15 protein-coding genes are annotated in these 14,204 nt (G+C 41.6%); all 15 read left to right on the top strand.

Going from position 1 to position 14,204, the window contains the following annotated elements; genetic code table 11:
• The first annotated feature begins 54 nt into the window (after nt 1–54).
• The 15 genes from M3226_RS18345 to iolC all read left to right on the top strand — a co-directional run bounded on the left by M3226_RS18345 (nt 55) and on the right by iolC (nt 14,202).
• Entirely contained in the window at nt 55–1,227 is a 1,173-nt protein-coding gene (locus tag M3226_RS18345) for an ATP phosphoribosyltransferase regulatory subunit (protein ID WP_251567794.1), read from the top strand.
• Nucleotides 1,220–1,843 (top strand): ATP phosphoribosyltransferase, encoded by a 624-nt coding sequence (hisG, locus tag M3226_RS18340; RefSeq protein ID WP_251567792.1) that lies wholly within the window; start codon nt 1,220–1,222, stop codon nt 1,841–1,843. The genes M3226_RS18345 and hisG overlap by 8 nt, the downstream gene beginning before the upstream one ends.
• A 14-nt stretch (nt 1,844–1,857) precedes the next feature.
• Nucleotides 1,858–3,132 (top strand): histidinol dehydrogenase, encoded by a 1,275-nt coding sequence (gene hisD, locus M3226_RS18335; protein ID WP_251567790.1) that lies wholly within the window; start codon nt 1,858–1,860, stop codon nt 3,130–3,132.
• A gap of 458 nt (nt 3,133–3,590) precedes the next feature.
• Nucleotides 3,591–4,178: an imidazoleglycerol-phosphate dehydratase HisB gene (gene hisB / locus M3226_RS18330; RefSeq protein WP_251567788.1), complete on the top strand. Its 588-nt coding sequence runs from the start codon at nt 3,591–3,593 to the stop codon at nt 4,176–4,178.
• A 40-nt stretch (nt 4,179–4,218) separates the two neighbouring features.
• Entirely contained in the window at nt 4,219–4,845 is a 627-nt protein-coding gene (gene hisH, locus M3226_RS18325) for an imidazole glycerol phosphate synthase subunit HisH (RefSeq protein WP_251567786.1), read from the top strand.
• Complete coding sequence (gene hisA, locus M3226_RS18320) at nt 4,842–5,567, top strand: 1-(5-phosphoribosyl)-5-[(5-phosphoribosylamino)methylideneamino]imidazole-4-carboxamide isomerase (RefSeq protein WP_251567784.1); 726 nt, start codon at nt 4,842–4,844, stop codon at nt 5,565–5,567. The genes hisH and hisA overlap by 4 nt, the downstream gene beginning before the upstream one ends.
• On the top strand, nt 5,564–6,325 hold the full coding sequence (hisF, locus tag M3226_RS18315; RefSeq protein ID WP_251567782.1) for an imidazole glycerol phosphate synthase subunit HisF: 762 nt from the start codon (nt 5,564–5,566) through the stop codon (nt 6,323–6,325). Before hisA ends, hisF begins: the two co-directional genes overlap by 4 nt.
• Complete coding sequence (hisIE, locus tag M3226_RS18310; protein ID WP_251567780.1) at nt 6,322–6,939, top strand: bifunctional phosphoribosyl-AMP cyclohydrolase/phosphoribosyl-ATP diphosphatase HisIE; 618 nt, start codon at nt 6,322–6,324, stop codon at nt 6,937–6,939. Before hisF ends, hisIE begins: the two co-directional genes overlap by 4 nt.
• 187 nt (nt 6,940–7,126) lie before the next feature.
• Entirely contained in the window at nt 7,127–7,882 is a 756-nt protein-coding gene (locus M3226_RS18305; RefSeq protein ID WP_251567778.1) for a DeoR/GlpR family DNA-binding transcription regulator, read from the top strand.
• Between the two features lie 153 nt (nt 7,883–8,035).
• Complete coding sequence (locus M3226_RS18300; RefSeq protein WP_251567776.1) at nt 8,036–8,791, top strand: DeoR/GlpR family DNA-binding transcription regulator; 756 nt, start codon at nt 8,036–8,038, stop codon at nt 8,789–8,791.
• A 228-nt stretch (nt 8,792–9,019) separates the two neighbouring features.
• Nucleotides 9,020–9,883 (top strand): sugar phosphate isomerase/epimerase family protein, encoded by an 864-nt coding sequence (locus M3226_RS18295; protein ID WP_251567774.1) that lies wholly within the window; start codon nt 9,020–9,022, stop codon nt 9,881–9,883.
• A gap of 320 nt (nt 9,884–10,203) precedes the next feature.
• Complete coding sequence (locus tag M3226_RS18290; protein WP_251567766.1) at nt 10,204–10,593, top strand: tautomerase family protein; 390 nt, start codon at nt 10,204–10,206, stop codon at nt 10,591–10,593.
• Between the two features lie 212 nt (nt 10,594–10,805).
• Nucleotides 10,806–12,269, top strand: coding sequence for a CoA-acylating methylmalonate-semialdehyde dehydrogenase (locus M3226_RS18285; RefSeq protein WP_251568001.1), 1,464 nt, complete (start codon nt 10,806–10,808; stop codon nt 12,267–12,269).
• Between the two features lie 96 nt (nt 12,270–12,365).
• Nucleotides 12,366–13,184 carry a 5-deoxy-glucuronate isomerase gene (gene iolB / locus M3226_RS18280; RefSeq protein ID WP_251567764.1) on the top strand — a complete coding sequence of 273 codons (819 nt, stop codon included), beginning with the start codon at nt 12,366–12,368 and terminating at the stop codon, nt 13,182–13,184.
• A 19-nt stretch (nt 13,185–13,203) separates the two neighbouring features.
• Nucleotides 13,204–14,202: a 5-dehydro-2-deoxygluconokinase gene (iolC, locus tag M3226_RS18275; RefSeq protein WP_251567762.1), complete on the top strand. Its 999-nt coding sequence runs from the start codon at nt 13,204–13,206 to the stop codon at nt 14,200–14,202.
• Nucleotides 14,203–14,204: the final 2 nt, after the last annotated feature.

Raw genomic sequence — 14,204 nt, 5'->3', positions numbered from 1 at the left:
AGACTAAAGGATTTTGAAAAATAAAAGCAAATCTGAAGATAAAGGATGAGCATAATGAGCCGCTTGTTTATGTTTGAAAAGCCGCTGGGGATGCGGGACACATTGCCAGAACTATATGAAAAAAAACATCAAGTCCGCACCGGGGTGGCAGATACCTTGAAACTGTGGGGGTATCAATTTATCGAAACCCCAACACTTGAATATTACGAAACCGTTGGAGCAGCATCTGCAATCGCGGACCAGCAGTTATTTAAACTGCTCGACAAAGAAGGGCATACAGTCGTACTAAGACCTGATATGACCGCTCCGATTGCCCGGGTAGCTGCCTCAAAGCTTTTAAATGAGGACCTTCCCGTTAGATTAGCCTACTCGGCCAATGTATTCCGTGCCCAGCAGCGCGAAGGCGGACGTCCGGCAGAATTTGAACAAATCGGCGTGGAATGCCTCAATGAGGAAACTGTTTCTTGTGATGGAGAGGTTATTGCCCTCTTGATTTCTTCATTAAAAAAAGCAGGACTTGAGCAATTTCAAGTCTCAATCGGACATGTAGGCTTTGCGAACGAACTGTTTGTTCAAATCCTTGGAACAAATGGCAGAGCCACCACATTACGAAAATATTTATTTGAAAAAAATTATGTAGGCTACCGCGAGCACGTAAACTCGCTTCCGCTATCATCCATTGATAAAAAAAGACTCTTGCAGCTTCTCGAATTACGAGGGGGAGAAGAAATCATTGGCTTGGCTCTCGATATCATCGAGAATGACAAAGGCAAACAGGCCATCCTTGAACTCAAGGAATTGTGGGAGGTTATTAAAGACTATGGCGTGGCAGAATATGTGAAATTTGATTTTACGATTGTCAGCCATATGAGCTATTATTCCGGTATCCTTTTTGAAGCCTATGCCGGAAATGTGGGTTTCCCAATCGGAAATGGCGGCCGCTATAGTTTAATAGAGAAATTTGGCAAAACGGCGAGCGCCACTGGTTTTGCCGTCCGAATGGATATGCTCCTAGAAGCACTTCAAGGCGGGCAGCTAGAAAACACCACACACTGCATCTTCTTCAGTCAGGAACGGCGGAAGGAAGCATTCGAATTGGCTGCAAGCATGCATGATCAAGGGAAAAAAGCTGTCCTGCAGGATATCACCGGCGTAAGAAATCTTGATGCGTTTACGAAACGGTTTGCCGAGACAACCTATTTAATTGGAGGGCGCGCCAATGAGTAACCTATTAACAATTGCGATGCCAAAAGGGCGGATTTTTATTGAGGCCGTAGAACTGCTCCGAAAAGCGGGTTATAAGCTGCCGCCGGAATTTGATGATTCGCGAAAACTAATTATTGACGTTCCCGAGGAGGGCTTACGGTTTATTTTAGCAAAGCCGATGGATGTCGCTACATATGTAGAGCACGGTGTGGCTGATGTCGGAATTGCCGGCAAAGATGTATTGCTAGAAGAAGAGCGCGATGTCTACGAACTTCTCGATCTAAAAATCAGCTACTGCTATTTGGCAGTTGCCGGCCTTCCGGATACAAAAATGAATGACGTCGCACCTCGAGTCGCCACCAAATATCCGAATGTGGCTGAGGCTTACTTCCGTGAGCAAGGGGAACAGGTTGAAATTATAAAACTAAACGGTTCGATTGAGCTTGCTCCAATTATCGGGCTATCTGACCGGATTGTTGATATTGTGTCAACCGGACGGACATTAAAGGAAAATGGACTTGTGGAGTATGAACGAATTAAGGATGTAACGTCACGGATTGTGGTCAATCCTGTCAGTTACCGCCTTAAGGATCAGCAGATTGATGATATGGTGAAACGACTTAGCGAAGTAGTGTAATGGGGGCTTTAGTTATGAAAATATTAAGAGTAAACGAATTGGTTTCCATCAAACGGTCGATTGAAGCAGGCACCTCCGAGCAGCTCGCCGTTGTAAAGGGAATCATTACGGAAATTCGCAATCGCGGCGATGAGGCATTAAGAGAGTTTACCGAAAAATTCGACCGCGTCCAACTATCTTCTTTTTCGGTGACCGAAAGTGAAATAGAAGCGGCCTATGCTGACGTAGATCAGGAGTATATCGAAATCGTACGCGAAGCAGCAGAGAATATTAAATCTTTTCATGAGAAGCAGCTCCGCCCTTCCTGGATGACAACCGAAGAAAATGGAACAATCCTGGGTCAAAAAATCACCGCGCTTGATTCAGTGGGTGTGTATGTACCAGGGGGCACGGCGGCCTATCCATCATCCGTTTTAATGAATGTGATTCCGGCGAAAGTAGCTGGAGTGAAGCGGATTGTGATGGTATCTCCTCCAGATGAATCAGGGAAACTTCCTGCAGCGGTGTTAGTGGCTGCAAAAGAAGCAGGCGTCAAAGAAATTTTTAAAGTAGGCGGCGCTCAAGCGGTTGCTGCGCTTGCTTACGGAACAGAATCCATTGCTCCTGTTGATAAAATTACCGGACCTGGAAATATCTTTGTCGCTCTGGCCAAACGCGAAGTCTTTGGCGATGTCGATATTGATATGATTGCCGGTCCTAGTGAGATTGCCGTTCTAGCAGATGATTCAGCCCGTGCTGATGAAGTGGCGGCTGATTTGTTATCACAAGCCGAGCACGACCCGCGCGCCTGCAGTGTTCTTGTGACCCCGTCACTTGCGTTAGCAGAAGCGGTTGCCGAGGAAGTGGAAAAACAGCTTGCTGTACTGCCGCGCAGGGATATCGCTTCTCGTGCGATTGCCGATTACGGTGCGATTTATGTAACAGCTGATCTCGACGAAGCGGTCGAAACGGTCAATCAATTAGCACCGGAACATCTGGAAGTGATCACCGAAAATGCGATGGAGCTGTTGGGGAAAATTCGTCATGCCGGCGCCATTTTTATTGGCCGGTATAGTTCAGAGCCAGTCGGCGATTATTTTGCCGGACCGAATCATGTTCTGCCGACAAATGGAACAGCACGGTTCTCCAGCCCGCTGAATGTCGATGATTTTCAGAAGAAATCTAGTGTAATTATATATAGTGAAAAGGCTTTGAAGGAGAACGGAGCAAAAATCGCAGCCTTCGCCCGGATGGAAGGGCTCGAGGCCCACGCTCGTGCGGTTGAGACAAGGCTGAAGAACGATAAATAAATTGCTCATTGAAGACAAAGCCGGCAGGGAAACCGAAAGGACTGTCCTTAAGAGGGATTGATGAGGACAAATCTAGTTGGGAATCCAAAGGAACTGTCCTCAAGAAGGGTTCATGAGGACAAAACTAGGGAGAAATCCAAAGGAACTGTCCGCATGAGGGGTTCATGAGGACAAAACTAGGGAGAAAGCCAAAGGAACTGTCCACATGAGGGGTTCATGAGGACAAAACTAGGGAGAAATCCAAAGGAACTGTCCGCATGAGGGGTTCATGAGGACAAAACTAGGGAAAAATCGAAAGGAACTGTCCACATGAGGGGTTCATGAGGACAAAACTAAGGAGAAATCCAAAGGAACTGTCCACATGAGGGGTTAATGAAGACAAAACTTACAGAAAAACACAAGGTATGATCCTCAATCCCCTACACCAACTATTTAAAAGAGTAAAAAGGAGAGCGCATATGGAAAGATCTGCAAGTATTGAACGATATACAGGCGAAACACAAATTAAACTAGCGTTTGATATTGATGGAGAAGGCCAGTCCAATTTGGAAACCGGCGTCCCGTTCATGACCCACATGCTTGATTTATTTACCAAGCACGGACATTTTAATTTAACCGTCGATGCCAAAGGGGACATTGAAGTCGATGATCATCATACAACTGAAGATATCGGTATCTGTTTGGGCCAGGCCCTCCGAGAAGCCCTTGGTGATAAACGCGGCATCAAGCGTTACGGAAATGCATTCGTACCAATGGATGAGGCGCTTGCTCAGGTAGTCGTCGACCTTAGCAACCGCCCGCATCTTGAAATGCGTGCAGAATTCCCAAGTCAAAAAGTCGGAACGTTTGATACTGAGCTAGTTCACGAGTTCCTCTGGAAGCTTGCCCTTGAGGCCCGGATGAACCTCCATGTCATCGTCCATTATGGTCAGAACACCCACCATATGATTGAAGCCGTTTTTAAGGCATTAGCGAGAGCATTAGACGAGGCAACGACCGTTGATCCACGCATCAAAGGTGTGCCATCAACCAAAGGAATGCTTTAACAGCGAGCGCGGACAAATCGACTTAAGGAAGGTGACAGAGATGATTGGAATCGTAGATTACGGGATGGGAAACCTGTTTAGCGTCAGCAAAGCCCTTGAGCGGCTAGGAGCAGATTATTTCATTTCCGCTGATAAAGACGAGTTACTTAGTGCTGATGCGTTAATTCTCCCGGGAGTAGGTTCCTTCCGTGATGCAATGGAACGCTTACAGGTAGAGACGATAAAGGAATTCGCTGCAACCGGTAAGCCGTTATTGGGCATCTGCCTTGGCATGCAGCTGCTTTTTGAAGAAAGTGAAGAAAATGGTCTGACAAAAGGACTTGGGCTGCTTCCGGGTAAGGTCCGCCGTTTTCCAGGTACTACACCGGCAGGCGAAACCTACAAAGTGCCGCATATGGGCTGGAACAGGCTAGAATTTGTTCAAGATTCCCCTCTTTTAAACGATCTAACTGAAGATTACGTTTATTTCGTGCATTCCTATTTTGTCGATGCTGACAATAATGATGCCCTTCTGGCAAAGGCTGACTACCATGAACAAGTCTCAGCGGTCGTAGGAAGAGATAATATTTTTGGAATGCAATTTCATCCTGAAAAAAGCAGCAGACTTGGGATGGCTCTCTTGGATAACTTTTTAAAATTGGCAGCGGAAAGGGATGCGGTTCGATGAGTTTAACGATTTACCCGGCAATCGATATGCGGGGCGGCAAATGTGTCCGTCTCCTTCAAGGGGACTATGATAAAGAAACCATTTACGGGGATTCCCCTTTTGAAATGGCAAAAAGCTTTGCAGCTGCGGGGGCCGAATGGATCCATATGGTCGACCTTGATGGTGCGAAAGACGGCAAGCGCGTAAATGACCGTTTTGTCATTGAAGCAGCGCAAAACCTAGATGCAAAAGTTCAAATTGGCGGCGGGATCCGCACAGAAGAGGATATCCTCCACTATTTGGAAAATGGCGTCGACCGCGTGATTATTGGCAGTATTGCCGTTTCCAATCCAGAGTTTGCGATCGAAATGATAGAAAAGTATGGGGCAAAAATTGCCGTAGGCATTGATGCGAAAAACGGTTATGTCGCCACACATGGCTGGCTTGATACATCATCCGTCAAGGCGATTGAGCTTGGCAAGCGATTTGCCGATGCAGGTGCCGAAACGTTTATTTTTACCGATATTGCTACAGATGGTACCTTAGCCGGCCCGAATATTAATGCGGTTTGGGAACTGGCTGAAGTGACAGGGAAAAATGTCATTGCCTCCGGCGGTGTCAGCAGTCTTGCCGACTTACAGGCTATTGCGAAAAAAGGGATTCGAGGAGCGATTGTAGGAAAGGCCCTTTACGAAAATCGCTTTACCCTTAAGGAAGCATTGGAAGAGGTGGGAGTAAAGTGACATTAACCAAGCGAATTATTCCCTGTCTTGATGTAAAGGATGGCCGGGTTGTTAAAGGCATCCAATTTGTCCAGCTCCGCGATGCCGGCGATCCTGTTGAACTAGCGCGATTTTATGATGAGCAAGGTGCAGACGAATTGGTTTTCCTCGATATTTCCGCATCCGTTGAGGGCCGGAAAACAATGGTTGAGGTTGTTAAGGCTGTAGCATCTGAGCTTGCGATTCCGTTCACCGTTGGCGGTGGCATCAATGCCTTAGAGGATATGAAAAAAATTCTCCGGGCCGGTGCCGATAAAGTGTCGCTGAACACAGCGGCAGTCTTAAATCCCGGCTTGATCAAGGAAGGCGCCAGTTACTTCGGCTCCCAATGCATTGTGGTGGCCATCGATGCGAAATTTGATCCTAAAATCGGGACCTGGCGTGTCTATACCCACGGCGGCCGAACACCGACAGAGAAAAAAGTAGTCGAGTGGGCAGTTGAAGCAGCTGAACTTGGCGCAGGGGAAATCCTCCTTACAAGTATGGACAGTGACGGCGAGAAAAATGGATTTGATTTAGAACTGACCAAAGCGGTTAGTGAAGCTGTAACCATTCCTGTTATCGCTTCAGGCGGTGCTGGAAATGCCGGCCATTTTGCTGAATCCTTTTTAGCTGGAAAAGCCGATGCAGCTCTTGCTGCCTCCATTTTTCATTATAAGGAAACATCCGTAGATGAGGTTAAAAGCTTTTTAAGGGAAAAAGGAGTGAGCATACGATGAACGTGAAATTTGATGAAAAGGGGCTTGTCCCCGCGATTGTACAAGATGCTGATACAAAAGAAGTGTTAACTCTCGCTTATATGAATGAGGAATCTTTGAAAAAGACGATCGAAAGTGGCGAAACTTGGTTTTACAGCCGTTCCCGCCAGGAATTGTGGCATAAGGGAGCAACCAGCGGCAATACCCAGACAGTAGCCAGCATCAATTATGACTGTGATCAGGATGCGTTATTAGTACAGGTTTATCCGAAAGGACCTGCCTGCCACACTGGCGCCGTCAGCTGTTTTTCAGAACGGATTGTGGACCGTGAAGCCAATTTTGCTGACTATCAGATCCTGCAATCACTAGAAAAGGTCATCTTAGATCGTGAAAAAGAGCGTCCAGAAGGTGCGTATACAACATACCTGTTTGAAAAAGGCGTCGATAAGATTTTGAAAAAGGTCGGCGAAGAAGCGGCAGAGGTGATTATTGCCGCCAAAAACCGTGACCATGAAGAACTTCGATGGGAAGCGGCCGATTTGCTTTATCACCTTCAGGTTTTATTGGTAGAACAGGGGCTTCCGTTTAAAGAAGTTTTAAGAACTTTAGAAGAAAGACACAAAGACCGGTCCTAATAGGGCTCGGTTTTTTTTTTGATAAATCCCCTTGAACCAACATTTGGTAATAAAATCCTCTCTTTTATCACACCATTTATCCATTTGTGCTTATTTTTCGAGAAAAAATAGTGAAGTTTTGGTTAATTATTGATAATATATTTGTATAGATGTTAATCAAAATGAATCATAGGGGGGGTGAAATGAATTGATTAAAGAAAAACGCATAAAAAAAATTCAAGAGTATGTTTTAGAATATGATTCAGCCTCATTAGATGAATTAGTGAATATTTTTAATGTATCTAAAAATACGATCAGACGTGATATACAAGAGTTAGTAGATCGAGGGGAGCTTAAAAAGGTTTATGGCGGGGTATCGGTCATTCATAAAAAACTTGAATCCTTTCAAGATAGAAAAAGACGTAACCAAGAACAAAAAGGATCCATCGTGAAAAAGGCCGCAAGTTTTGTGGAAAATGAAGATATTATCTTCATCGATTCAGGAACCACTACCATTGAAATGTTTGAGTATTTAAAGGACAAACACCTAACCATCTTTACAAATAGTATTGACTTGATTATCCGGGCCTTTCCGTTTGAGCATTTAAATGTCATCTCAATGGGTGGGATGCTTGACCCTAAAACCAATTCGTTTGGCAACCCGCGAAATCTTGATCTACTTAAAGATTACAATATAAAAAAAGCGTTTATGGCTTCTACCGGTATATCACTATCAAATGGAGTCACGAATGCATCGCCACTAGAAAGTGAATTAAAAAAGACCATTGTCAGCAGGAGTAGAGAGGTCTATTTATTGGTAGACCATGATAAATTTGATAAGTATGGTTTAATGACCTATTGTAGTTTAAGTGAGATTGATTATATCGTTACCGATACGATTCCAAATGGCTCCTATCAAAAATACGCTAAGGAAAATGGCATCCAACTTGTCATTGCTAATTAGAATGTAAAACATGATCGGTAATTAAAGAATCATTTCATCCTTTTAAAAAAAAGAAGAGAAGTTTTGGTTATTTGTTGGTAATATATATGTATATATAATATAATGAAATGTAAACGATAACAAAAAACTTATTGCAAGACTAGGGTGAAATAGATGATAAAGGAAAAGCGTATCAAAAAAATTCAAGAATATGTATTAGAACATCAATCAGCTTCACTTGACGAATTGGTTAAAGTGTTTGATGTATCTAAAAATACAATCAGACGCGATGTACAAGAGTTAGTAGATCGCGGGGAACTGAAAAAGGTCTATGGAGGGGTATCTTCTATTCACAAAAAGCTTGAATCTTTTCAAGATAGAAGTGTGCGTAATCAAGAACAAAAAGAGTTAATTGCAAAAAAAGCCGCAAGTTTTGTGGAAGATGGAGATTTTATTTTCATAGATTCAGGGACCACTACGATTGAAATGTTTGAATATATAAAGGAAAAACACTTGACTATTTTTACAAATAATATTGATTTAATTGTTTGTGCAATTCCATATGAAAATTTAAATGTCATCTCCATCGGCGGAATGCTTGAACGGAAAACAAGTTCGTTTGTTAACCCGCGAAATATGGATTTACTAAAGGATTACAATATTAGGAAAGCCTTTATGGCTTCTACTGGTATTTCACTCTTAAACGGCGTAACGAATGCATCACCACTAGAAAGTGAATTAAAAAAGACCATTGTCAGCAGAAGTTCAGAGGTCTATTTATTGGTAGATCACGATAAATTTGATAAATATGGGTTAATGACCTATTGCAGTTTAGATGAGATTGATTACCTAGTTACCGATAAGATTCCGAATGAGATGTATCAAGAATACGCAAAAAATCATGCCATTCAACTTGTCCTTGCTGACTAGGTATCTAGCTGAATCCCCTTCTTTATTGGCTAATGCCACGTATTGATGGGGATTTTTTATGTCACTTTTTCTAAAAAAAATGGAAAAAAACATTGATTGTAAGAACAATTCGTATTAATATGTACTTATAGATAACCAAAAGTTAACCAACATATTATAAAAAGTTGGTTATCTGAAGTTGATTAAATTGAAAGCGCTTTGGCCTACAAAAGAAAGGGGAACATTAGAATGCGTTTAGCATACGATCCATCACATTTTCGTGACAATACTAATTTAAAAGAGACTATCGATGCAGTTGCTAGATTAGGGTATGAATGGGTAGAGTTATCTCCGCGTAAAGATTTTATTTGGTTTTATGAATATCCCAAGGTTGATAAACAGCTGATAAAAGATTTAAAAAGATATTGTTCAGATGCCGGCGTTCAAATCTCGTCCGTACTTCCTGTGCAGCAATGGTCTTCACCAAACGAAGCAGAACGCCAAGCTGCGGTTAGAAATTGGAAGCGTTGCATTGAAATTACTTCTGAATTAGGAGTAGATTTAATGAACAGCGAATTTAGTGGGGACAAAAGTCGTCCGCTAGAAAGTGAAGCTGCTTTTGTAAGATCAATGGAAGAGTTAATGCCGATTTTTGAAAAAGAAGGAATTAACCTAAATTTACAATCTCATCCAAATGACTTTATTGAGTTAAACACAGAAGCCATTCGAATGATTCGTGCATTTGATAAGGATTGGATTAAGCTGGTATATTCTGTAGCACATGCTTTCTTTTATGATGATGGTATTGGCGATGTAGCCAAACACTTAGATGAAGCAGGAGATTTACTTGCCCATGTTTTAATTGCGGATACACTTAATCATAAAGCAGCATTTGGCTTGCGATATATTATTAATCCACCAAATGCGAATGTAACCATCCATCAGCATTTAAATCCTGGTGAAGGGGAAGTAAACTTTGATGCCTTATATCGGAAATTAAGAGAAATGAGATTTGATGGAATTGTAACTAATTCAGTATTTGCCTATCCTGATAGACCAGAGTGGTCCAATGAACTAACATTGAAATCTATTAAAGAGGGATTATATATTTAGAATAAAAAGCCTTTCTTCGATTAAGAGGAAAGGTTTTTTTGATTTTAGCCTTATTATTAATTTTGAAAATTGATTTCCACTCCATGCGCTTCGCTTTCCGCTCCAATCAACATGTTATAAATCAACAATAGGCTTTAACACAGTCTTTATTATAAATCTGTGTTCTTTTGCCTCTAAGGTCTTCTTAATTATTTAAAGTAAGATGAAATTATCGGTTGAATCTCAAATTAATATTATGATATAATCACAATATAACCAACATATACTCAATAGTTAATAAAAAGTTGGTGTTGAATATAAAGCTAATTGGAGGGGATCGAATGCCGTTAATTAGATTTGACTTAATAGAAGGCCGAAATGAAAACGAGTTGAAACAATTATTAGATGTTTCTCACCGTGCTGTTGTGCAGGCGTTTGGAGTCCCTGAAAGAGATCGCTACCAAATCGTAACCCAACATCGAGCAAATGAGCTTATCATTGAAGACACTGGTTTAGGATTTGAGAGAAGCCGCAATGTAGTGATTGTATCTGTCACAAGTACCCAACGAAGTGATAAGCAAAAAAAGGATTTTTATCATCTATTAGTACAAGGGTTAGGAGAAGAGTGCGGAATCGAACCGAATGATATCATGATTTCGATGGTAACGAACGGGGCAGCTGACTGGAGTTTTGGGTTTGGTGAAGCACAGTTCTTAACTGGTAAACTGTAAACAAATTCGCCAAATAATATTAAAAAAACAGTTGACTGAAAGCGTTTTTAGTATTAAGATGTAATCAAAGATAACCAAAATATAACCAACATATGATAAAGAATTGAAAGAGATTTAACAGTTCTATCAGTCAACTAGATGATTTTACACTCTAATATACTCAAAAACTACAATGGATTTTTCTTAAGGAGGAAGAACATATGACTAATGTAATGGTGAAGGTAGAAAAACTAAAAAACTATATAAATGGTGAATGGGTCGAAAGTAAAACAACACAATTTGAGAATGTCTATGATCCTGCTAAAAAAGAAATTATTGCCCAAGTTCCTCTTTCAACAAAAGAAGAAGTTGATTATGCTGTAGAAGTGGCAGCAAAGGCATTTGAAAAGTGGAAAAACGTACCGGTGCAAAAGCGGGCAAGAGTTTTATTTGACTTCCACCAACTTTTACAAAAAAATAAAGAAGAATTAGCCCGTATTATCACGATTGAAAATGGCAAAAACCTATCTGAAGCATTAGGTGAAGTAGGACGCGGAATTGAAAATGTGGAATTTGCTGCTGGTGCTCCAACACTCATGATGGGAGATTCGCTTACTAACATTGCAACAGATGTAGAAATCACGAATTATCGTTATCCAATTGGTGTTGTTGGCGGGATTACCCCATTTAACTTCCCGATGATGGTGCCATGCTGGATGTTCCCAATGGCCATTGCGGTTGGTAACACCTTCGTTCTTAAACCATCTGAAAGAACACCGCTTTTAGCGCAAAAACTTGCTCAACTATTAGAGGAAGCCGGTCTTCCTAAAGGTGTCTTCAACGTTGTTCACGGTGCACATGATGTGGTAAATGGATTGTTAGACCACCCGGAAGTGAAAGCTATTTCCTTCGTTGGTTCAAAACCTGTCGGAGAATATGTTTACAAACGCGGAAGTCAAAACCTAAAGCGTGTTCAAGCCTTAACAGGAGCTAAAAACCATTCAGTCGTTTTAAATGATGCGGATTTGGAACTTGCTACAACCAACGTTATTGCGTCTGCCTTTGGTTCAGCTGGCGAACGCTGCATGGCTTGTTCTGTTGTAACCGTAGAAGAAGGAATTGCCGATGCATTTCTTGATAGATTAGTAGAAAAGTCAAAAGAATTAAAAATCGGTCACGGCTTGGATGAAGGCGTATTCTTAGGCCCAGTGATCCGCGAAGAAAATCAGCAGCGGACATTAGGGTATATCCAAAAGGGTATTGAAGAAGGTGCGACATTAGTGTGTGATGGAAGAGGAAACCTTCCTGAAGAAGGATATTTTGTAGGACCAACTATTTTTGATGATGTAACAACCGATATGGCGATCTGGAAAGATGAAATTTTTGCGCCAGTCCTATCGATCGTGCGTGTTAAAAACTTAAAAGAAGCGGTGGAAACAGCTAATCAATCAGAATTTGCAAATGGCGCATGTCTCTATACATCAAACGCTTCGGCCATTCGTTACTTCCGTGAAAATATCGATGCAGGTATGCTTGGAATTAACTTAGGTGTTCCAGCTCCAATGGCATTCTTCGCATTCTCTGGATGGAAATCTTCCTTCTACGGAACATTACCTGCAAACGGGAAAGACAGTGTAGACTTTTATACACGTAAAAAAGTAGTTACAGCTAATTATAAAGCTCCATCATTTGAATAAGTTACGAGCAACTGGAACATTCGGCTATTATCCTGCTAAATGCTGCTAGGATAATAGCCATTACTAGAATTCACATAAAGAGGAGGAAACTACAAAGTGAGTAAATTACTCCGAAAGCCAAATCTTAAAGAAACGTCACCAGGTGTAACCATCGTTCATGAAGTAACAAGTGAAAATTCTTCATTAGAATATGTGGGATTTAAAGTAATCGACCTAACTCCAGGCAGTACATATACAGAGGAACTAGCAAAAGTAGAATGCTGCATTGTCGCCCTAACAGGTAAAATAAATGTGTCTGATCATGAACAAGAATTTTTAAATATAGGCACTAGAGAAAGTGTATTTGAAAAGAAACCGACCGATAGTGTTTACGTATCCAATGATCGTTCTTTTGAAGTGAAGGCTGTGAGTCAAGCTCGTGTCGCTCTTTGCTACTCCCCATCTTTTAAACAATTGCCTACTAAGTTGATAAAAGCGGAAGACAATGGAATTGAAAATAGAGGGAAGTATAGCAATAAGCGTTTAGTTCATAATATCTTACCAGATTCAGACCCTTCTGCAAATAGTTTACTAGTGGTCGAAGTATTCACAGAAAGCGGAAACTGGTCAAGCTATCCGCCGCATAAGCATGATCAGGATAACTTGCCGAATGAGTCCTTTTTAGAAGAAAGCTACTATCATGAAATGAACCCCCGCCAAGGATTTGTCTTCCAGCGTGTCTACACAGATGACCGTTCCATTGATGAAACCATGGCAGTAGAGAATGGCGACGTCGTGCTAGTACCAGCCGGTTACCATCCTGTTGGGGTTCCAGATGGGTATGAATCCTATTACTTGAATGTAATGGCAGGACCAACACGTATTTGGAAATTCCACAATGAGCCAGCCCATGAATGGATCTTAAATCGCAAATAAGAGGAGATGTTATAAAAAAATGAACCTTCAATTTCATTCTGATAGAGAATTTGACCTAATCGCCATTGGCCGTGCATGCATGGACCTAAACGCGGTGGAATACAACTGTCCAATGGAAGAAACGATGACATTTAAAAAATATGTCGGCGGTTCACCTGCCAATATTGCGATTGGATCCTCGAAGCTTGGACTAAAAGCAGGATTTATCGGCAAAATTGCCAATGACCAGCATGGACGATTTATTGAGCAGTATATGCGCGGTGTTGGTGTGGATACATCCAACATGGTGATTGATCAAGAAGGACATAAAACAGGACTAGCTTTTACAGAGATTAAAAGTCCGGAAGAATGCAGTATTTTAATGTACCGTGATGAAGTAGCTGACCTTTATTTACAGCCATCTGAGGTAGATGAAGACTATATTAAAAAAGCAAAAGTTCTTCTTGTTTCAGGGACAGCTTTAGCAAAAAGCCCTTCCCGTGAGGCCGTTTTAAAAGCCATTCATTTAGCCAAAAAACATGATGTGAAGATTGTTTTTGAATTGGACTATCGTGGTTATACATGGGCATCTCCTGAAGAAACATCTGTTTATTATTCATTAGTGGCAGAGCAGGCAGATGTAGTGGTCGGTACTCGTGATGAGTTCGATGTGATGGAAAACGTGACAGCGGGCAGCAACTCTGAGACGATTAATCATTTGTTTAAATACTCTCCAGAACTAGTTGTGATTAAGCACGGTGTAGAAGGATCTTATGCATATTCAAAATCAGGCGAAACATTCAGAGGCCATGCTTACCTAACGAAAGTATTAAAAACGTTTGGTGCAGGCGACTCTTACGCATCTGCTTTCTTATACGCTTTAATCACAGGCAAGGATATTGAAACCGCTCTTAAATTTGGCAGTGCCTCTGCAGCGATTGTGGTAAGTAAACACAGTTCTTCAGAAGCGATGCCAACCGTTGCCGAAATTGAACAATTAATTGCTGAAAGATCAGAAAAAGCTGAACAAACAGTTTGAGG

It is taken from the genome of Neobacillus cucumis, from assembly GCF_023715505.1.
Note: the sequence above shows the minus strand (reverse complement) of the source record. Positions and strands in the feature narration are given on the sequence as shown.